Annotated in this window: 18 protein-coding genes; 10 read left to right on the top strand and 8 right to left on the bottom strand. The window is 70.0% G+C overall.

The annotated features are described in order from the left end of the window. Positions 1 to 105: 105 nt before the first annotated feature. Positions 106 to 1,074 (bottom strand): DUF4394 domain-containing protein, encoded by a 969-nt coding sequence (locus LADH09A_RS06170; protein WP_238643820.1) that lies wholly within the window; start codon positions 1,072 to 1,074, stop codon positions 106 to 108. A gap of 366 nt (positions 1,075 to 1,440) precedes the next feature. Here LADH09A_RS06170 and LADH09A_RS06165 point away from each other — a divergent pair, with 366 nt between their 5' ends. The 6 genes from LADH09A_RS06165 to LADH09A_RS06140 all read left to right on the top strand — a co-directional run bounded on the left by LADH09A_RS06165 (position 1,441) and on the right by LADH09A_RS06140 (position 7,008). Beyond that, a complete protein-coding gene (locus tag LADH09A_RS06165; protein ID WP_238643819.1) occupies positions 1,441 to 2,079 on the top strand; it encodes a fasciclin domain-containing protein in 639 nt (212 codons plus the stop codon). Positions 2,080 to 2,081: 2 nt separating this feature from the next. Continuing rightward, a complete protein-coding gene (locus LADH09A_RS06160) occupies positions 2,082 to 3,662 on the top strand; it encodes a molybdopterin-dependent oxidoreductase (RefSeq protein ID WP_372492234.1) in 1,581 nt (526 codons plus the stop codon). 205 nt (positions 3,663 to 3,867) lie between these two features. After that, positions 3,868 to 4,758 (top strand): hypothetical protein, encoded by an 891-nt coding sequence (locus tag LADH09A_RS06155; protein ID WP_238643818.1) that lies wholly within the window; start codon positions 3,868 to 3,870, stop codon positions 4,756 to 4,758. Beyond that, on the top strand, positions 4,751 to 5,251 hold the full coding sequence (locus LADH09A_RS06150) for a SigE family RNA polymerase sigma factor (RefSeq protein ID WP_238643817.1): 501 nt from the start codon (positions 4,751 to 4,753) through the stop codon (positions 5,249 to 5,251). Before LADH09A_RS06155 ends, LADH09A_RS06150 begins: the two co-directional genes overlap by 8 nt. A 229-nt stretch (positions 5,252 to 5,480) precedes the next feature. Continuing rightward, complete coding sequence (locus LADH09A_RS06145; RefSeq protein WP_238643816.1) at positions 5,481 to 6,092, top strand: hypothetical protein; 612 nt, start codon at positions 5,481 to 5,483, stop codon at positions 6,090 to 6,092. Continuing rightward, the gene (locus LADH09A_RS06140; protein WP_238643815.1) at positions 6,085 to 7,008 is read left to right on the top strand and encodes a serine hydrolase; all 924 of its coding nucleotides are present in this window, start codon (positions 6,085 to 6,087) and stop codon (positions 7,006 to 7,008) included. Before LADH09A_RS06145 ends, LADH09A_RS06140 begins: the two co-directional genes overlap by 8 nt. Before the next feature lie 67 nt (positions 7,009 to 7,075). Here LADH09A_RS06140 and LADH09A_RS06135 read toward each other — a convergent pair whose 3' ends face one another. Then, positions 7,076 to 8,281, bottom strand: a complete 1,206-nt coding sequence (locus LADH09A_RS06135) for an esterase-like activity of phytase family protein (protein WP_238643814.1) — start codon at positions 8,279 to 8,281, stop codon at positions 7,076 to 7,078. Positions 8,282 to 8,581: 300 nt separating this feature from the next. On the opposite strand from LADH09A_RS06135, the gene LADH09A_RS06130 reads away from it, so the two are divergent. Continuing rightward, positions 8,582 to 10,864, top strand: coding sequence for a hypothetical protein (locus LADH09A_RS06130; protein WP_238643812.1), 2,283 nt, complete (start codon positions 8,582 to 8,584; stop codon positions 10,862 to 10,864). Here LADH09A_RS06130 and LADH09A_RS06125 read toward each other — a convergent pair. The 5 genes from LADH09A_RS06125 to LADH09A_RS06105 all read right to left on the bottom strand — a co-directional run bounded on the left by LADH09A_RS06125 (position 10,828) and on the right by LADH09A_RS06105 (position 15,071). Then, a complete protein-coding gene (locus LADH09A_RS06125; protein ID WP_238643810.1) occupies positions 10,828 to 11,643 on the bottom strand; it encodes an NAD-dependent epimerase/dehydratase family protein in 816 nt (271 codons plus the stop codon). The genes LADH09A_RS06130 and LADH09A_RS06125 overlap by 37 nt on opposite strands. A gap of 15 nt (positions 11,644 to 11,658) precedes the next feature. Continuing rightward, positions 11,659 to 12,063 carry a cupin domain-containing protein gene (locus LADH09A_RS06120; protein ID WP_238643808.1) on the bottom strand — a complete coding sequence of 135 codons (405 nt, stop codon included), beginning with the start codon at positions 12,061 to 12,063 and terminating at the stop codon, positions 11,659 to 11,661. After that, on the bottom strand, positions 12,051 to 13,502 hold the full coding sequence (gene pdxR / locus LADH09A_RS06115) for a MocR-like pyridoxine biosynthesis transcription factor PdxR (protein WP_238643807.1): 1,452 nt from the start codon (positions 13,500 to 13,502) through the stop codon (positions 12,051 to 12,053). The genes LADH09A_RS06120 and pdxR overlap by 13 nt, the downstream gene beginning before the upstream one ends. 134 nt (positions 13,503 to 13,636) lie before the next feature. Continuing rightward, entirely contained in the window at positions 13,637 to 14,521 is an 885-nt protein-coding gene (locus LADH09A_RS06110; RefSeq protein ID WP_238643805.1) for an RNA polymerase sigma-70 factor, read from the bottom strand. 115 nt (positions 14,522 to 14,636) lie between these two features. Next, entirely contained in the window at positions 14,637 to 15,071 is a 435-nt protein-coding gene (locus LADH09A_RS06105) for a hypothetical protein (RefSeq protein ID WP_238643803.1), read from the bottom strand. A gap of 316 nt (positions 15,072 to 15,387) precedes the next feature. Here LADH09A_RS06105 and LADH09A_RS06100 point away from each other — a divergent pair, with 316 nt between their 5' ends. The 3 genes from LADH09A_RS06100 to LADH09A_RS06090 all read left to right on the top strand — a co-directional run bounded on the left by LADH09A_RS06100 (position 15,388) and on the right by LADH09A_RS06090 (position 17,330). After that, entirely contained in the window at positions 15,388 to 15,915 is a 528-nt protein-coding gene (locus tag LADH09A_RS06100; RefSeq protein ID WP_238643801.1) for a copper resistance CopC family protein, read from the top strand. 153 nt (positions 15,916 to 16,068) lie between these two features. Beyond that, entirely contained in the window at positions 16,069 to 16,833 is a 765-nt protein-coding gene (locus LADH09A_RS06095) for an SDR family oxidoreductase (RefSeq protein ID WP_238643799.1), read from the top strand. Between the two features lie 65 nt (positions 16,834 to 16,898). Next, positions 16,899 to 17,330: a hypothetical protein gene (locus LADH09A_RS06090; protein ID WP_238643797.1), complete on the top strand. Its 432-nt coding sequence runs from the start codon at positions 16,899 to 16,901 to the stop codon at positions 17,328 to 17,330. Positions 17,331 to 17,425: 95 nt separating this feature from the next. Here the strand turns inward: LADH09A_RS06090 and LADH09A_RS06085 are convergent, their stop codons facing one another. Next, a complete protein-coding gene (locus LADH09A_RS06085) occupies positions 17,426 to 17,956 on the bottom strand; it encodes a GNAT family N-acetyltransferase (RefSeq protein ID WP_238643796.1) in 531 nt (176 codons plus the stop codon). Positions 17,957 to 18,102 lie beyond the last annotated feature (146 nt).

Raw genomic sequence — 18,102 nt, 5'->3', positions numbered from 1 at the left:
GTGCGGCGAGGCGATGTCAGGCGCACACGGCTGTGGGCGCAGCGGCAGGCAGGCGGGATAGGTCCCCGCCTGCCTGCCGCTGTCTGTGTGCGCTCTGCCCGAGGATCAGTGCTGCTCGAGCGGCAGCGCGAGGTCGACGACGGTGTGGTCGCCGAAGGTGCCCTGCTTGTCGGCGTTCCCGGTCAGCATGTCGATCTGGTAGAGGTTGCTGTGGTGGTTGACCTGCAGGACGGCGTAGCCCTTGTTGTAGACGGCCTTGTCGTCGCGGATGCTGCTGTAGATGTCGAAGCCGGCCCAGTCTCCGGCGTCGACGCCGAGCTTGCCGGTGGCGGCCAGTTGTCCGGAGTTGGCCGGGGACTGCACCGCGACCTGGTCGAGGTTGGTGTCGATGTCGAACAGGGTGGTGGCGGTGTCGGCATCGAGGTCGTTGTTGGTGTACGCCGCGCCGGTCACTCCCTTGGCGACGTCCGTGGACGGCGGGTAGGTGAGGTTGCCGTCCTCGACGGTGACGTCGTCGTTGAGGTTGTGGCGCAGGTTCTGGCCCTGGTCGCTGATGACGCGCAGCCGGTCGGCGGCGGGGTTGAAGTCGACGCCGAAGTAGTCGCCCTTGAGTGCGACGCTGAGCTGGCTGACCTCGGTGGCCTTCGCGTCACGGGTGGAGATCAGATAGATGCCGCCCTCGTCGCCGACGCCGTAGAGCCGGTCGTTCTGCACCCGGTAGTCGATGCCGACGAGCTTCTCGTCGTCCTCCAGCCGCACCCGCCCGATGGTGCAGGCGTCCCACGGCTTGTCGACGTCGAACTTGATCAGCTTCTGGTCGTCGGTCAAACCGACAGCCTTGAGACCCTCGCGCCCTCCTTTCCTGTCGTACTTCGACCGGTCGTCGCCGTTGTCGTCCCTCGAGGAGTGGCGGCTCTTGTCGTAGCCGGCGTAGGAGTGGCACGAGTTGTCGCGGTCGTGCCGTCCGTCGTTGCCCGACCCGCCGTCGGCGAACGCCGGGGTGGCGAACGCGCCGGCCCCGAGGGCCACGGACAGACCAGCGACCAGCAGGTTCCTGTTGAGCGGATACTTCATGGCGAGCACCTCTCTGACGCGGATGGACCGAAAGGCTCCGATCGGTCCCAACAACATGAAAGCAGCTCGCTTAGACCTTCCGAGTGGCAATGAGTGATGTTGGGCCCGTTCGGCTGAAGAGTGCCCTGAGCAGGAGAAACATCCGAGGGTTCGGTGCGGCGGGCCAACTCCGTGGCAGGCGACCACGCGGCCAGAGGTGCGCGTACCAGTCGCCGCCGACCTGAGCCTGCTCCGAGGAGCAACGTCTTCTCACCCGGCGTCGATTGGCTGCCTCACAAGACTCTCCGATCTTGTACCCATCCATGTGCCTGTCGGGCTCGAATGCCTCGTGTCAGCAACACGGAGTACAAGATTTGAGGAGCTCGTATGAAGCGGCACCTGTTTGCCACGGTCGGCGTCATCGCCGTGCTGGCGTCGTCCGCCTGTGGCGGCACCGACACCGAGGGCACCGCCAGCGGTGCGAGCGCCACGCCGAGCACGTCGGCCAGCGCGCCGATGGCATCGACGTCGCCGTCGACGATGATGTCGGGTCAGTTCGGCTCAGGATGTGCGGCGGTGCCGACGGATGCGGCCAACCCGGGAAGTTTCGAGGCGATGGCGAAGGTGCCGGTGGCCACCGCCGCGTCCGGCAACCCGCTGTTGTCGACGCTGGTGACGGCGGTGAAGAAGGCCAACCTGGTGGATTCGCTCAACGGCGCGCAGGGCGTGACGGTGTTCGCGCCGACCAACGACGCGTTCGCCAAGATTCCGAAGGCCGACCTGGACAAGGTCCTGGCCGACGACGCCACGCTGCAGAAGATCCTGACCTACCACGTGGTGTCGACCCAGTTGTCCCCGGACACCCTGGTCGGGACCCACAAGACGATGCAGGGCGAGGACGTCACGGTGGCCGGTAGTGGGACCTCGTTCACCGTCAACGGCACCTCGATGGTGGTCTGCGGGAACGTCTCGACGGCCAACGCCACCGTGTACATCGTTGACACCGTTCTGATGCCCAAGAGCTGATGGTGTCCACCGACATCGAACCCCGGCCGGCGATCCGCCGGCCGGGGCCCTCCCGCAGGACCGCCGCTGCCCGCGGCCTGGTCGTCGGTGTGCTGAGCGCCGGGGTTGCCCTCGGCGTGGCGCACCTCGTCGCGGCTCTTGTCAATCCGGCGGCCGATCCGGTGCTGGCGGTCGGCAGCACCGCGATCGATCTGGCACCGCAACCGGTCAAGGCGTTCGCCATCCGTACCTTCGGCGCCAACGACAAGATCGCCCTCCTCACCGGCGTCTACGCCCTGCTGGCACTGGCCGCGGTCCTGCTCGGCGCGGCGGCGCTACGACGACGCCGCTACGGTCTGGCCGGCCTCGCCGCGTTCGCCTCCCTCGGTGTTGCCGCCGTCCTGTCCCGCCCGACCGCGACGCCGGTGGACGTCCTCCCGGTGCTGGCGGGCGTGGGAATCGGGATGGCCGCGATGCTGGTGTTGGTGCCTGCCGCTCGGACGGTCGTGGTCGCTGGTCGGGGTCGGCCACGGCTGCTCAACCGCCGCCAGTTTCTGGCGACGGCGGCGGGGACAGCGCTCACCGCCGGCGCCACGGCAACCATCGGCCAGGCTCTCGGTCGCCGCAGCGCGGTGGGCGCCCGTTCCCGCACCAGCGTTCGCCTACCGCAGCCAGCGCAACCCGTGCCACCGCTACCCGGTGGCGTCTCCGCTGGCGTAGACGGGGTCTCGGCATTTCTCACCCCCAACCGGGACTTCTACCGGGTCGACACCGCCCTGACCGTCCCGCAGGTCGACGTGGCAACCTGGCGGCTGACCCTGGACGGAGCGGTCGACCGGCCCCGCACCTGGACATTCGACGACCTCCTCGCCCGCGGCCTCGTGGAGCGTCACATCACCCTCAACTGTGTTTCCAACGAGGTCGGCGGTCCCTACATCGGCACCGCCCGCTGGGCCGGGATCCCCCTGGCACCGCTGCTCCGCGAGGCGGGCATCCACGCCGGGCAGAACCAGCTCGTCAGCCGTGCCGTGGAGGGCATGACCATCGGCACCCCGCTCGAGGCGATCCTCGACGGCCGCGACGCGCTCCTGGCCGTGGCCATGAACGGCGAACCCCTGCCCCTGGAACACGGCTTCCCCGTCCGCATGCTCGTCCCCGGCCTCTACGGCTACGTCGGCGCCTGCAAATGGCTCACCTCCATGAAGGTGACCACCTTCGACGCGTTCGATCCCTACTGGGTGCAACGCGGGTGGGCCGCCGAAGCACCCGTCAAGACCGCATCCCGCATCGACACCCCGAAACCCTTCGCCCAACGGCGCGCCGGACCCGTGATGATCGCCGGCGTCGCCTGGGCGCAACGTCGCGGGATCACTGCCGTCGAGGTGCAGATCGACGACGGGCCGTGGCGACAGACCCGCCTCGCCGACGGCCCGTCACCAGACCTGTGGCGGCAGTGGACCTACCGCTGGGACGCCACCCCCGGCAGCCACACCCTGCGCGTACGTGCCACCGACGCCACCGGTGCCACCCAGACCGACCAACGGGCGGCGCCCTTCCCCGACGGCGCGACCGGCTGGCACAGCACCACCGTCACCATCACCTGACCTGGTGCCCATGGTTCGGCAGCGAGCGCCGCAAGCCCCGGGGACCGGCGTCGAGGTGGGCGCGGATGATGGCAAGAGGGCTGCCGGTGCACGGACGGTGGCTGAGAATTCGTGCCCGGAAGGCGGTAACCAAATCGGCTGGCCAACCCGTCAGGTCAGGTGACGGATCGCCACCGCGGGCGGTCGGCCGAGGAGGGCACGGAACATGGGTGATGTTCAGGGACGTTTCCGGGACGACCTGGCCCAACATCCCGCCCCGCCGCTGGGTGATCTGATCCAGGAGTCGATGGCCCAGGGCCGTCGACTGCGGCGCCAGCGCCGCCTGACGCAGTTCGGCGCCAGCGGATCGGCGTTGGTGATCCTGCTCGTGATCGGCCTGACCGCCGGGCCGCTCGGCGGCGGTGCGGAGGACGCCGGTCAGCCCGGCGGGCCGACCGTAGGTTCGCCGGGCGGGCCGGTCGACACCGCCACGTCGTCTCCGGCCGAGTCCCCGGACGGCGGGCCGAGCGGGTTCGAGGAGAGCACCAACGAGGAGCAGCGAGGGTATCCCCGTCGGTCGCTGCCGCCGGTGTCCTCGACCACGGTGATCGACACCTTGAGGATCGGGGCGGGCCCGGGCGGTGAGCTGCTGACCACCACACCGCAGGGCGCTCTGGAGCTGCTGACCCGGCTTCTACCCAAGGGAGAGGCCAGCGGTTATGCGATTCTGCAGAGCAGCGGGGCGAGGCCCGGCATGCCGTACGTCCAGCTCTACCTGGACCGAGGCGACGGACCGGGAATGCTGCGGCTCGCCATCCACCGGGACAATCTCGGCGGCGACCCGCCCCCGGGGACGGTGGAGCTGACCGAAGCACCCGACAACTGCGTGCAGAACAAGATTGTCACCGTGCACCACCGTGGTCGCCTCAAGGTCGATCTGACAATCTCCACCTGTCTGACCTGGGACGGCAAGGGGACCTCGCCGGCGCGGCCCGTCCTCTCCGTGAAAGAGGCGACCGAGATCGTCGGCAACCCGATCTGGGGGACGGAACTGCCGGCCGAGTTGGTCATCAACGGTGCCAAGAGGTTCCCGACGCTGGCTCGGTCGAATGGCTGACGAAGACTTCGTGGAGTTCGCGCAGGCCGCCGCCGGCCGCCTGCGCGACGCCGCGTTCCTGATGTGCCGCGACTGGCATCTCGCCCAGGATCTCACCCAGACGACGCTGGCCAAGGTGTACGCCAACTGGAGGCGGGTCCACCGGGCCGACGACCCCCACGCGTACGCCCGCAAGATACTTCTGCGCTGCATGATCGACCAGCAGCGGCGTCGCTCCAGCCGCGAGTTGGCGATGTCGGCGCCGCCGGATCGGGGCGAGGAACATCCGGCCGAGCTGCGCATGACGTTGCTGGACGCGGTCGCCACCCTGCCAATACGGGATCGGGCGATCATCGTCCTGCGCTACTGGGACGACCTGAGCGTGGAGGCGACCGCCGAGGTTGTGGGCGTCTCCACCGCGGTCGTCAAGAGCCAGAGCATGCGCTCCCTCAACCGCCTGCGCGAGCTGCTCGGTGAGACCCGCTCCGAGCTGTTCGCCGAGGAACGCCATTGACCGGTTCCGGCTGCGGCCGGGGTGCCGCGATCCCGCACTGCCGGGTCGCAGGCCGGCAACCTCCGTGCCCGTCGTGCGGCGGTGAGAGGAACCTGCCACCACGCATCGTCGCCGGAGCGCGACCCGCGGTGGCAACTGTCTGTGTTGGGGGAGGTCCAGGGTGTCCGTATCGAGCAGCAGGGCGTGCCGACGCCGGATTCGCGGCAGAGGCCGAGGTGCGGTTGTCGTCGTGCCGGCGGTCCTGTCGGCACTGGTGGTCATGGTCGCAGGGTGTCATCAGTCAGAGCCCGGCGTCGGCCCCGATGAGCGACGCACCGCAAACCCGCAACGGGACGACTCGAGCATGCTGCTGGGGGCGGGCGATCTGGGTTCGGACTGGCGTGCGGACGCTGCCCGAACCGGTTCGCCGCCGTGGCCGTGGGAGCAGGACACCTGCCCCCACTATCGGAGCGGCGACTATCCGGCCAAGTCGCATCGGCGGGCTGCCGTACAGCGCTACTACCGGCTGGCTGACGGCTCGGCGGCCCACCACGTCGTGGAGACGTACGAACCTGGGTGGGCCGAGCGGAATCTCGATGACGTCCGTCGCGTCCTGCTGCGGTGCGCGAGCTACCGGGTTCTCGGATCGCAGGTCTCGTTCGACGTCGTCGATCCACGTTACTTCGAGGGTCTCGGCATGCTGGTCCGGGGTCGCATCGCGCATGCCGACATTCCGGATACCGTCACGTACTTCGTGATGCTGAGACGGGGCGAGACGGTCTCGACGGTCAGCCTGCCCGACCCGGGCAGCCAGGTCGCGGTGGACTCGATCGCGGCGAGGGCGGTGGCGCGCCTTGGCTGAGCGGAAAGCTCGACAGCTGTCACGCCGCTGGGTCGTCTCCGCGGTCACCACGTCTCTCGCCGGCATCGCGACGGCCGCCTTCGGTGCCACGCACGGTCACCACGGCGACGGAGCCGGCCCATCGCCCGGCCCTTCCCATGCCGATCCGATCCCCACGACGCCGGCCATCGACCGACTTGAGCGGGCCAGAACGCGCATCAGTGCGTACGTGGAGCGGTATGGGGGCCATCTCGCGGTCGCGGCACTGGATCGACGAGGAACGGCTGCGGTGACCGTCGGCGCCAGACGGTTCGAGACGGCCAGCATCGTCAAGGTCAACATTCTCGCGGCCCTTCTGCTGCGCCAGAAACCACCGGGCAAGGCTCTGAGTTCTGACACCCGGCGGTTGGCCGAGGCCATGATCACGTCCAGTGACAACGATGCGGCGGTGGCCCTGTGGCAGAGAATCGAGGGCTCGCGCGGCCTCACCGCCGCGAACCGCGCACTCGGTCTGCGTGAGACCAGGCCCAACTCACGGTGGGGACTCACCACGACCACTGTTGCCGACCAACTCCGTCTGCTGACTGCGTTGACGTCGCCGACCGGACCGCTGACGCCGCAGGACCGTGACCTCATCATGGGCCTCATGAACAGGGTCATCCCCGAGCAACGATGGGGCGTGACCGCCGCACGGGAGACGGGCAGTCGTTCCGCCTCCGTCAAGAACGGCTGGGACACCGTGGATGTCGACGGTGGCCGCTGGTTGGTCAACAGCATCGGACGGATCGTCGAGGCCCGTCATGACTGGCTGATCGCCGTGCTGTCCGACCATCACGTGAGCCAGGAAGAGGGCGTCCGCGTCGTAGAGAAGGCCGCCACGTACGTGCTCAAGGAACTGCGTGCCGTCACGGGGAGCGACGATCTCTCGCAGGGATAGGGCGCCCGCGCCGGCTGCCCGGTACGGGGTGGGCGGCGGATCAGGCCACCCACCCCTGGTGCCCGGGTCAGTAGCGACGCAGGACGCGCTTGTCGGCATCCAGCCCGCGGTCCAGCTTGAGCACGATGAACTCGTTGTTGTCCGCCTGGCCGGTCGTGCGGCCCGAGGAGGACGGGAAGTTGTTGTCGTTGAGGACGGCGATCGTGCGGTCGTCGAGGATCACCACGTCCTCGATGGTCTGGAACGGGAACGTGAAGGTGCTGCCGAACCCGCCGACGTGCCGGGGGTTGGCGATGTTCATCAGGTCGGCGACCAGCGTCTTGTCGAGGCGCCCGTCCCGGTTCCGGTCGCGCTTGTCGGCCAGGTAGATCCTCTTCACCTTCGCCGTCTCGCCCTGACCGTTGTCCCGCTCGATGATCAGGAAGCGGTCGCGGTCGACCATGATCGCGTCGCCGATCGCGTGGTCGGCAGCGTCGAGCGCGTAGGTCCAGCGCCGACCGGTGTAGCTGTTGGTCCTCACGTCGAACTCGTTGAGCCGCAGTGTGCCCGCCGGGTCGCCCGCGACCGTGCCCTCGAGCAGGGGATAGAGCGTGCCCCCGTCCGGCGACTGGGCCATGCCCTCGAAGCCCTTGCTGCTGGAGAGGTTGGCCGGGGTCGTACCGCGGGTCGGGTTCTCCGGAGCGAACACCCCGGGCAGTGGCACCGGTGCCTGCAGGAGCCGGCCCGCCCGGTCGAAGTGCAGCAGGTACGGACCGAACTCGTCACCGATCCAGTACGTGCCGTCGGCCGTCCGAGTGATCGACTCGACGTCGAAATCGGCGCCGGTGAGCACGCGGTCGGCGCGGGTCAGAGCGAACGGAACCTTGCCGTACGGGTCGGTCAGGTTGATACCGCCGACGACGTCGACGGCGCCGCCGGTGAAGCTGGGCGCGACCCGCTGGACACGCAGCAGGAAGTCGGCACTGTTGGCCTTGTTTCCGAACCCGTTGTCGGACAACACGTCGTAGGTGCCGTCGCTGTTGCGGAGGACCCCACTGAACCCCTGGACCGGTTGGTCCGCGAACGGCGGGGTGATGCCGTTGATCGGGGCAGTGCCGAGTGACGCGCCGGACGGTTCGCTGCCGGGAACGAAGGTCGCCGCCGGCAGCATGGCGAACCTGGTCAACTCAGCCCGGTCCCACGTGCTCCGCTCGGCTGCGGACGCGGCGCCCGGCAGCGTCAGGATCAGCGCGGCCACCGCAGCGCCCAGGCCCACCCGCTTGCTTACTGCCATCAATCCTCATTTCGTCGGACCGAAGGACCACGTACCCCGCGGTAGTGATCCGATGGCAAGGTAGAGAGACGCGGTGAATTCGGACTGGCCACAGGGAAACCGCGTGCGAACCGTGCGGTGACCCTTCAAGGGCGCCCGATGACCGACACCCGACAAATCACCTGGATTGCTGCCGGCCCGACGGGGTATCCCGCCGCGAGTGGCGAGGGCGGCGTTCCCGAACGGGTGCACCCGGTTTGGCCACGGAAGCGCTCCGGGGGGCCGATGTCGGGTGCATCAGCGTGGTCGAGCGGTGCGGGTGTGTCCGATGACGTGGTGGAGCTGCGGGTGCACGGGGCCGCCAGTGCGAGCGCCGACCAGGTCTTGGACGTGCCGCAGGTGGAGCAGGTCGCGGGTGACCGCAGTGGGGGCTTCTACCGTCCCCGCCGCGACTGTTCGTGCGACAGGGCCGACCGGGTGACGTTGGAGGCGTACCGCTGGGCCGACCTGCCCTCCGGGACCGTGGTCCGAACGCTGTCGCTGGTGTTCCTCCTGCCGTTCATGCTGGCCAACCTGGCGATCTGGATGCGCCCGGCGAACTCCGGCTCCGACGCCACGGTCAGATCCCTGTGCCGCTTGCTGGCGCTCACTCTCACGGCGCTCTACGTGCTTGCCGTCGCCGGCGTCACGCTGGACCTGATCGCGTGGAAGTGCATGGGCTCGTCACGCTGCCTGGCCGGGCGCATCTGGTTGTCCTGGTTGGGTGGGCAACCGGTGGGCCTGCGGCTGGCGGTACTCGCGGTGGTTCCGGCCGCCGCCATCGGCCTGCTGTGGCGGGCCAGTGCGCGACCGAAGAAGGTCTTCGACGCGTTCCGCGCTCCCGCGGACGAGGTGTCCGAGCATCGACTCAGCGGAATCGGTCAGTGGGACGCCGGGCCACTGGTGGGTCGACTGCGCTCGATTCACGTCGCGGCGGCGTTCGCGACACTCGACGTCGTTCTGCTGGCCGCCCGAGCCGCAAGCGGCGCCTCGGCCGCTACGATCGCGCTGGCCGTGGCCACCGGCGCGGTGCTGGCCACCTGCATCGTCATGCTGTGCCTACCCCCGCTGATCGACCGGGCCGCCTCCGATCAGCGACTGGACCGGATCACCCGCACGGTGCGGACGGTCGCCGTCGCCCTGACCATCGTGGTGACGGTCCACGTCCTGGCCAGCGCGGGGCCATGGCAGCGGGGAGGCGTCCTACCCGGCTACGGCCCCATCCTCACCTCGCTGTTCGTATCCCAGACGGCACTGCTGACCGCCCTCGCGGCGGTGCTGCTGTGGCGCCGGGACCGGCGGCGGGACGCCACCCCGCTGTTCGGGCTGGGTGCGCTGGTGATCGCGGCCAGCGCGGTCAGTCTGGCGGTGGCGGTGTCCGCCGAGCTGGTCTACCGGGTGGCGGATTTCCTGGACCGCGACGCGCCGACCGGGGAGGGCCTGGCCTCCGGCCTGCCGCCGGCGTTCACCTGGGCGATCTTCGGCTTCCTCCGGACAGTGCTGTTCACGCTGGTGATCGCGGTTCCGGTCGTCCTCATCTCCCGACGCCGTCGCCTCCGTGCCGCGGCGGCGATCGTGGCCTGCGACTACCCGCATCGCCCGCCCGGAGCGGCGACCCGACTGCGGCAGGTGCAGAGGGCGATAGCCAGGGCCCGCTTCACGGAAAGACTGATCCCACTGGCCGTGGTGTACGCCTGCCTGGCCGGGATCGGTACGGCCACCACCACCCTCGGTCTGCTGGAGTTGCTCCCGAGCGAATCGGTGCAGCGGTACGCACGGCTGCCGGGCGACCTGATCACCTTCTCCATCGCGTTCGGCAGCTGGGGGATCGCCGCGATCATCCTCGGCCTGACCCTCGGCGGGATCTTCGCCTATCGGACAGCCGAATTTCGGCGCCACGTCGGTGTCCTGTGGGACCTGGGTACGTTCTGGCCCCGGGCCGCCCACCCGTTCGCGCCACCCTGCTACGCCGAACGGGCGGTGCCGGAGCTGACCCGACGAATCACCTACCTGGTCGGACGCGGCAACGCGGTGCTGCTCTCCGCGCACAGCCACGGTGCGGTCCTGGCCGCGGCGACCGTGCTCCAGTTACCGCCCCAGGTCAGCAGCCGGGTCGCCCTACTCACCCACGCGTCACCACTTCGCCGACTCTACGCGCGACTGTTCCCGGCCTACGTGGACGACGAGGTGTTGCAGGAGGTCGGCGCACGAGTCGATTGGCGGTGGGTGAACCTGTGGCGCGACACCGACCCGATCGGCGGCTGGACCTTCTCCGCTCACCGGACAGTCGCGCCGGTCGCCGCCGACGGCCCGGGAGCCACTGTGGACCGCCGGCTTCGGGACCCCGCCGATGTGGTGGCTCCACCCGGCGACAGCGTCCCGCCACCCATCCAGGGCCACCGGCCCCATGGATCGGACCAGCGGTACGCCGAGGCGGCACACGCGTTGGTCGAGCGCCTTCGCAAGCCGGCGGGCTCAGGGCCGCGTCGCGCCGACCCGGATCCTCCCGCCGACGGTGGGCGGACGGCTCACAGGGTGGCGAATCCCTCTCGCCAGGAGGGGTGAGCCGGGGTCCAGCCGAGGTGCGTGCGGGCGTGGTGGTTGCTTGCTCCCCGTGCCCAGCCATGCCGCTCGCCAGCGGTCACCGGGGGAGCTGGGACCCCGGCCGCCGTACAGAACGCGGGCACCCACTCCGAGGCCGCGGCGGGTTCGTCGTCGCAGACGTTGACGGTGCCGGTGGGCCACTCCAGGGCCGCGACCGCGGCGGCGACCGCGTCGTCGACATGCAGCAGGCTGCTCACGTCCGCGTCGGCGGGGACCTTGCCAGCGGCGGCGAGCTGGGCCATCAGGCCGTCGCGGGCGTACCAGGTGCCCGGGCCGTAGAGGGTGCCGTACCGAAGCACGACCCACTCGGGCGCCTCCTGAACGGCGGACTCGAGCGCGGCGGCACCGGCCACACTGGTCTGCCGCGGCTCTGGTGCGCGGAGGTCGAGCGGGGTCTTCTCGGCGGCGGGCTCGGCACCCGGCTCGTACGCCCAGGCGATGCTCTGTGCCACGATCCGGCGTACCCCGGCAGCGAGCGCCGCGTCGACCAGGTTGCGGGTCCCGACCCGACGCAGCTGCGAATTGGCGGCGAAGTCGCCGGTGCTCAGGCTGGTCAGTTGGTGCATCACCACGTCCGGGCGGGCGTCGCGGACGGCGGACGCCACCGCGTCCCGGTCGAGTACGTCCACGGCGACCGGGCCGTTGCGGGCCAGCCCGATGACCTCGTGCCCCTGGGCGGTCAGGAGCGGCTGGAGCCGTCGGCCGATGACGCCGGTCGAACCGGCGAGAACGATACGCATTGCTGTGCTCCTCCGTCAGTTCGGCCGCGGCGCGCGGCGGTCCTTACGCTGTTCGAGCTCCTCCGGGCTGATCAACACCAGCATTTCCTGGTCGGGTGCGCACACCATGACGACCAGGAATTTGGTCACCCGATCGGGCAGGTTGTTGGCGGACCGGTAGTGGATGACGTCACCGCCCGGCTCCCAGAACGCCTCGCCGGCCCTGATGACCCGTTCCGGCTCGCCCTCCAGCTCGAAGACCATCTCGCCTTCGAGCAGATAGCCGAAGACGGGGCCGGAGTGCCGGTGCGGCGGCGTACCCGGATCGCCCGGCGGTAGTTCGATCGTCGCCGTCATCACGTGCGAGCCTTCCGGTAGCTCCGGAGGCATGGCCGTGCCCAGCAGCACGATCTCGTTGTTTCCGATCTTCATGGTCTGCATGGATCGAACGTATCCCCGACCGGATCAACCGGATGGACCAGTTGACGCCCGGTCTGATGGACCAGTTCGCCGAGCCCGGACAGCGCCGCCTGCCAGGCGTGATCCGGCGGTGCCGCGTAGCCGAGGACCAGGGCCGCCACCTGCCGCTCATCCGCCGGGTCCTGCCAGTAGCCGTTGCCGTGCAGGCCGATCAGGTGCAGCCCCTGGCGGCGCCCGGCCCGGATCAGCCAGCGTTCCTCCGCCACCGAGGCCAGCGGCAGCAGCGCGTGCATGCCGGCCGCGATGCCCTCGAGCGGTGTGGGGGTCACCTCGGCCAGGCGGTCCGCCAACTCGATGCGGCGGCGTCGGTAGGTCAACCGCATACGGCGGACGTGCCGGTCGTAGTCACCGTGTGCGAGCAGGTCGGCCATGGCGAGCTGGTCGATCGCGGACACCGCGGCGCCGGCCTCCAGGATGGTCGACGTCAGGTCGCGACGTAGTGACTCGGGAACGACGAACCAGCCCAGGCGTACGCCCGGCGCCAGCGACTTGCTCGTGCTGCCGGCATAGACGACCCGCTCCGGCGCCAGCGCCTGCATCGCGCCCACCGGCCGCTGGTCGTAGCGGAACTCGCCGTCGTAGTCGTCCTCGATCAGGAACGCGTCGTGCTTCCGCGCCCAGGCGATGAACCGGTAGCGGTGCCCCGGGCTGAGGACCACCCCGGTCGGATGCTGGTGTGCCGGTGTGAGCAGTGCGGCGTGACCGGTCACGTCGTCCGGGTCGGCCCCGTCCGCGCCCACGGTGAGCGGGGTGACCGTCAGGCCCGCAGCGTGCAGCACGGTGCGGTGGTGGGCCAGACCAGGGTTCTCGGTGGCGATGGCGCGCGCGCCGCGCCGGTACAGCGTCCGCGCCACCAGGGAGAGGCCCTGGGTGAAGCCCGCCGTGATGACGACCGCGTCCGGGTCACAGCGCACACCACGGGTACGCGCGAGATAGCCGGCCACCGCCGCCCGCAACACGGGCAGCCCCGTCGGCTCGGGGTAGTCCAGCGTGCCACGCGAGGCCGTCGCCAGCGCCCGGCGGACACTGCCCGCCCAGGCCGTGCGGGGAAACGAGCCGAGATCGGGAATCCCCGGCCGTAGCTCGATCATCGTCCCGGCCGCCGTCGACGGTCGCGGCTGCCGGCGCGAGCCGGGCGGATCATGCAGCACCTCCGCGACCCGGGTGCCCGAGCCGGGGGCCGTCACCAGCCACCCTTCGGCAACCAGCTGCGCGTACGCCTGCACCACCGTGCCCCGGGCGAGGCCCAGGTCGCTGGCCAGGCTCCGGCTTCCGGGTAGGCGGGACCCGGCTCGCAGTCGGCCGGCCCGAATGCTCTCGCGCAACGCGCTCTCCAGGGAACGACCCGGGAAACCCGCATCCCGGTCGAGCTCCAGGTGCAGGTCAAGCGACTTCGTCACTCGGTAACGATCTCACCTGTGCCAGCAGCGCTGGCTGGTTCGGCGACGACTCACGCGCCAGACCCGTCGACCTCGGCGCACGTGGCGTCGCCGGACCACGCGTCGCCGGGCGGCGGTGTCACCGGGGCCGACGGTCACCGCTGGAACCGGCTCAGTTTCTGCGGGTTGAGGATGATCAGCACCCGTTCGATTCCGGCGGGTGAGGCGTCGATGGTGACCAACGCGACCGTTGTTCCGGGCCGCGAGACGAGGATCGCGGCCTGGCCGTTGGACTCGACGATCTCCAGTGCGAGGTCCTGGCCGAACTTCCCCACCAGCCCCAGGATGTAGCGTGCGACGTTGTCCCGTCCCACGACGGGCGCCTGGGCGGCGCGGACGACGCCACCGCCGTCGGCGTACGAGGTGGCTGTCTCGGCCAGCAGTTCCTCCAGCCGCGTCAGGTCACCGGTTCGGGCGGCGGCGAGGAAGGCGTGCAGCAGGCGACCGTGGTCGGCGCGGGCGATCGGATCACGCCGCTGCCGGGCCAGGTGCGTGCGGGCGCGTCGGCCGAGCTGCCGTGCGTACGCCTCGCTGACGTCGAGCACCTCGCCGATGCGCCGGAACGGGTAGTCGAACGCCTCCCGCAGCACGTACACGGCCCGCTCGGCCGGCGTGAGCCGTTCCAACAGGAGCAGTACGGCGAGTTCGAGTGACTCGGTGCGCTCGGCCCGCAGTGTCGGGTCGGCGGAGGTGTCGACGGGTTCTGGTAGCCACGGCCCGGGATACAGCTCGCGGCGGGCGCGAGCCGATGTCGCGGTGTTCAGGGCGAGCCGAGACGTCGTCGTGACCAGGAACCCGATCGGGTCCTGTACCTGGCTGCGGTCGGTCTGTTGCCACCGCAGCCAGGCTTCCTGCACGACGTCCTCGGCCTCCGCGACACTTCCGAGCATCCGGTAGGCGATGCCGAAGAGCCGTGGACGGACCGCGCCGAACACCTCCAACGCGTCGCCCAGTGTGCCGTCTTTCGCTCGCTCCACCATGACCGCCAGCCTCGTCGCTTCTGTCCCTGATCTGCAGCGGTTTCGAAGGCGACGATGAGTCGAGCAGACCGACCCGACTCTGCCATCGATTCTCCCGTTGGTGGACACGAAAGGTTCAGGTGGCGGCCCGGGCCGAGGCGGATCCGCGCCGGGCCGCCGAGCGGTCACGCAGCACCGTCAGCAGGATGACCACCAGGCCGACGAGCGCCACGGCTGCGTTTGCCGTGGTGAGAAGGATCGCCTCACCGACGGTCGCCCCCTCCAAGTTCCTGAGGTGGTAGAAGAAGTGGGGCAGCGCGAAGACCGAGTAGGCAGCCGCGGCAGGGACGACGAAGTGGGCCCTGGGCTTGACCGCCGCGATGCCCAGCAGCAGGGCGATCGCCAGTGATGCCGTGCCGAAGTCGCGCGCGTAGTGCTCGCTGAACGGCGGCGTGAGGTCCACCGTCGGGAAGTTCGCGTAGAAACTGGCCGGCCAGATCGCGTTCCAGGCCCCGACCACGAAGGTGTCGAGAAACAGGATCGCCAGTGCGATGCGGATGAAGATGGTCATGACTGTCGCTCCTTGCTGTCCGGGCTCGGCCCGGGGCGTCGTCCTCGACGCGCCAGCCGACGTGGCTAGGGGCACACCGGGAGCCCACCGGTGGTGGGCGCGTGCCACCAGGTACGGACCGAGCAGGCCTCCGATTCGTGACAGATGGCCAAGGGGATGGCTGTGCTGTCACGAATCGCAGGGCCGCTCGGTCCACTTCGTGGATGCCGCGGTCGGTCGCGGCGGATGGGAACTCGCCATGAGGAGAAGAGTCACGGCGCGCGTGACCGGTGCAGCGGACGCCGCTCGGACGCCTCGCGCTCGTCGTACCGTCGGATTGATCGTCACGGTCGCGCTCGCTGCCGGTCTGCCGCTGGCGGTCACGGCCGCTCCCGCGTCCGCGCACGGTGCGACGCACTCGATCACGCCGGCCGCCGGCGCCGCGCTCGCGACGGCCCCGGCGCAGGTCGAGGTGGTGTTCGCCGCCCAGATCACGTCCGACAGCACCGTGGCGGTCATCGACCGCACCGGCACGGATTGGGCAGACGGTCCGCCGGTTGTCCATGGAGCGACGCTGCGGCACCGGGTGAGAGCGGGAATGCCCGACGGCGGGTACGAGATCAGGTGGCACGTAACCTTCACCGACGGACACCCGGTAACCGGCACGGCGGAGTTCCGTGTGGGAGCGCGAGCTGCGGCGGCACCGAATCCGTTTCAGGCCCGCGTCTCGCATGGCGGGGTCGTCGCGTTCCAATTCGCCGCAGGTACGGCGGTCTTCGCGCTCCTTCTGGCGGTCATGACCCTCTCCCGCGGTGTCTACGCCGCCAGCAAGCACGAGAGCCCACGCGAGGGCTCCACCCTTTAGGGCTATTTGCGTGGCCCGTTCCCGGCCCAGAAGTCTCGGAGAGGTACAACCAACAGTGGCATCACAGCCGTTCATCCCCCTGTCACCCCGGCGCCCGGTCCGGGCGGCGCACCACTGCGGCGTCACGACGACCGCAGATCGAGAGGTCGTCCAGTGCGTATCGCGGTAGCTGGCGGAACCGGCTGGGTCGGACGACTCGTCGTCGACGCCGTCCGGGCCACCGGCCATGAGCCGGTCATCCTCGCCCGCTCCACGGGCGTGGACCTGGTCCGCGGGTCCGGGCTGGACGAGGCGTTGACCGGCGTGCCGGTCGTCATCGACGTCAGCAACACGTCGACGGTCAACCGGAAGACATCAGAGAACTTCTTTGGCGCGGCGACCGGCAACCTGCTCGCCGCAGGCCAGCGCGTCGGGGTGCGACACCACGTCGCGCTGTCGGTTGTCGGTGCCGACCGGGTGAACTGGGGTTACTACGCCGGCAAACGGCTTCAGGAGAAGCTCGTCCTGGACGGTGCGGTACCCGCGACGGTGCTCCGCTCGACCCAGTTCCATGAATTGGCCGCGCAGATGCTCGCCACCATTCCCGGACCGGTCGCCGTGGTGCCCCAGATGCTCAGCCAGCCGATCGCGGCCCACGAGGTCGCTCACTGTCTCGTCGACCTCGCCCTGGCGGACCCGTCCGGCCGGGCACCGGAGATCGCCGGCCCACAACAACTGCACATGCCGGACATGGCCCGCCGCCTGCTACGCGCCCGCGGACGTCACCGCGTTGTCCTGCCCGTCCGCCTTCCGGGAGCGACCGGTCGAGCCATGGCCGGAGGCGGCCTGCTGCCCACCGGCCCCGGCCCTCGCGGCAAACAGACCTTCGACCAGTGGCTGGCCAGCAGCGCAGCGCAGCACAGCACCGGGCAGCGCTGATGAACGAGGGCCAGTCACCCACAGCCGCCACGCGCCAGGCTCGGTCAACAGACGGACGGGATTCCGTGCTGACCGCACTGATCCGGGTCGCCCTGGCCGTCCTCTTCCTCGACGAGCTGGTTGTCGGGTTCTGGAACCAGGTCTTTCCCGAGAGCTTCTACAACAACTTTCCGACCGTCAGCCTCACCCCGCCGTTCAGCGACCACTACGCGCGAGACTTCGGCGGCGCCACCCTCGGCCTCGCCGTCGTCCTCGGCACAGCGCTCGTCGTACCTCGAGCCGCCTTCACCATCCCCGCGGCGGCGGCATTCTCCACCTTCGCCGTACCCCACTTCTTCTTTCACCTGACCCACCTGCACCACGCCAGCGGTGGTGAGAAGGTGTTCCTCACCACCGCCAATGCCGTCGTCGCCCTGCTCGGCCTGCTCGTCATCGCCCTGACGCTCATCCGGGACGCCCGGCGTCGCCGGGCGCGGGGCGATGCCGCCAACGGCTGATCGACTGGCAGTGGAGCTGATCGTGCGGCGTTGGTCTCACCGCGCCGCCCGGTGTCGAGCACGGCGCGCTGCCGCTCGACGGAGCCCTCGATGGCTCAGTCGACGCGTTGGGCCAGCACCTGGCCCGGCCAGGATCCCGCCAGGAAGGTGTGGGTGGGGGTGAACCCGTGGCGCTCGTAGAACGCCACCAACGCACCACCGCCGCCGGCCCAGCAGTCGACCCGTAGGAGCCGTACGCCCGCCCGCCGGGTCTCGTTCACGGCGTGTGCCAACAGGGCCGAGCCCAGCTGCCGGCCGGCGAATCGTCGGTCGGAGACCAGGAGGCGGACGAAGCGCTCGGGTTCTTCCGCCGGCGCGATCGGTGCCTGCGGGTCGGGCCCGGAGTGCAACACCATTGCCGCGGCCGGCGTGCCGTCCACTTCCGCGATGTACGGGGTTTGCTCGGTCAGGTACCGATTGACCCGCTCGATCCCTCCGGGCTTCTGGGAGAACGGTGTCGTGCCCCACTGCTCGGTGTTGCCGCGATCATTCATCCAGATCACCGCGGCGTCGAGCATGTCCAGTACGGCGGGTGCGTCGGCCGGGCCACCGCGTCTGACACGTACGCCGCGGGTGGTGTCGTTCATGGCGGCAGTGTAAGCAGTAGCGCACCTGCCCGTTGGTGCACTGCTGGGTGCGCGGACCACCATTCGCCGCCGATGCCGTGCTGACGCCTGGCGGTGGCGCCGAACGAGAGGGTATCGCCCGCGGCCCCGCCGGGCCGCCCCTGCAC

It is taken from the genome of Micromonospora cabrerizensis (assembly GCF_022230955.1).
In the GTDB taxonomy this organism is placed as follows: Bacteria; Actinomycetota; Actinomycetes; order Mycobacteriales; family Micromonosporaceae; genus Micromonospora; species Micromonospora cabrerizensis.
This window is presented reverse-complemented; position numbering and strand designations above follow the sequence as displayed.

Coding starts and splice junctions, on each gene's coding strand:
- LADH09A_RS06170 (WP_238643820.1), bottom strand. CDS start 1,074: ATGAAGTATCCGCTCAACAGGAACCTGCTGGTCGCTGGTCTGTCCGTG.
- LADH09A_RS06165 (WP_238643819.1), top strand. CDS start 1,441: ATGAAGCGGCACCTGTTTGCCACGGTCGGCGTCATCGCCGTGCTGGCG.
- LADH09A_RS06155 (WP_238643818.1), top strand. CDS start 3,868: ATGGGTGATGTTCAGGGACGTTTCCGGGACGACCTGGCCCAACATCCC.
- LADH09A_RS06150 (WP_238643817.1), top strand. CDS start 4,751: ATGGCTGACGAAGACTTCGTGGAGTTCGCGCAGGCCGCCGCCGGCCGC.
- LADH09A_RS06135 (WP_238643814.1), bottom strand. CDS start 8,281: ATGGCAGTAAGCAAGCGGGTGGGCCTGGGCGCTGCGGTGGCCGCGCTG.
- LADH09A_RS06125 (WP_238643810.1), bottom strand. CDS start 11,643: ATGCGTATCGTTCTCGCCGGTTCGACCGGCGTCATCGGCCGACGGCTC.
- LADH09A_RS06120 (WP_238643808.1), bottom strand. CDS start 12,063: ATGCAGACCATGAAGATCGGAAACAACGAGATCGTGCTGCTGGGCACG.
- LADH09A_RS06110 (WP_238643805.1), bottom strand. CDS start 14,521: ATGGTGGAGCGAGCGAAAGACGGCACACTGGGCGACGCGTTGGAGGTG.
- LADH09A_RS06105 (WP_238643803.1), bottom strand. CDS start 15,071: ATGACCATCTTCATCCGCATCGCACTGGCGATCCTGTTTCTCGACACC.
- LADH09A_RS06085 (WP_238643796.1), bottom strand. CDS start 17,956: ATGAACGACACCACCCGCGGCGTACGTGTCAGACGCGGTGGCCCGGCC.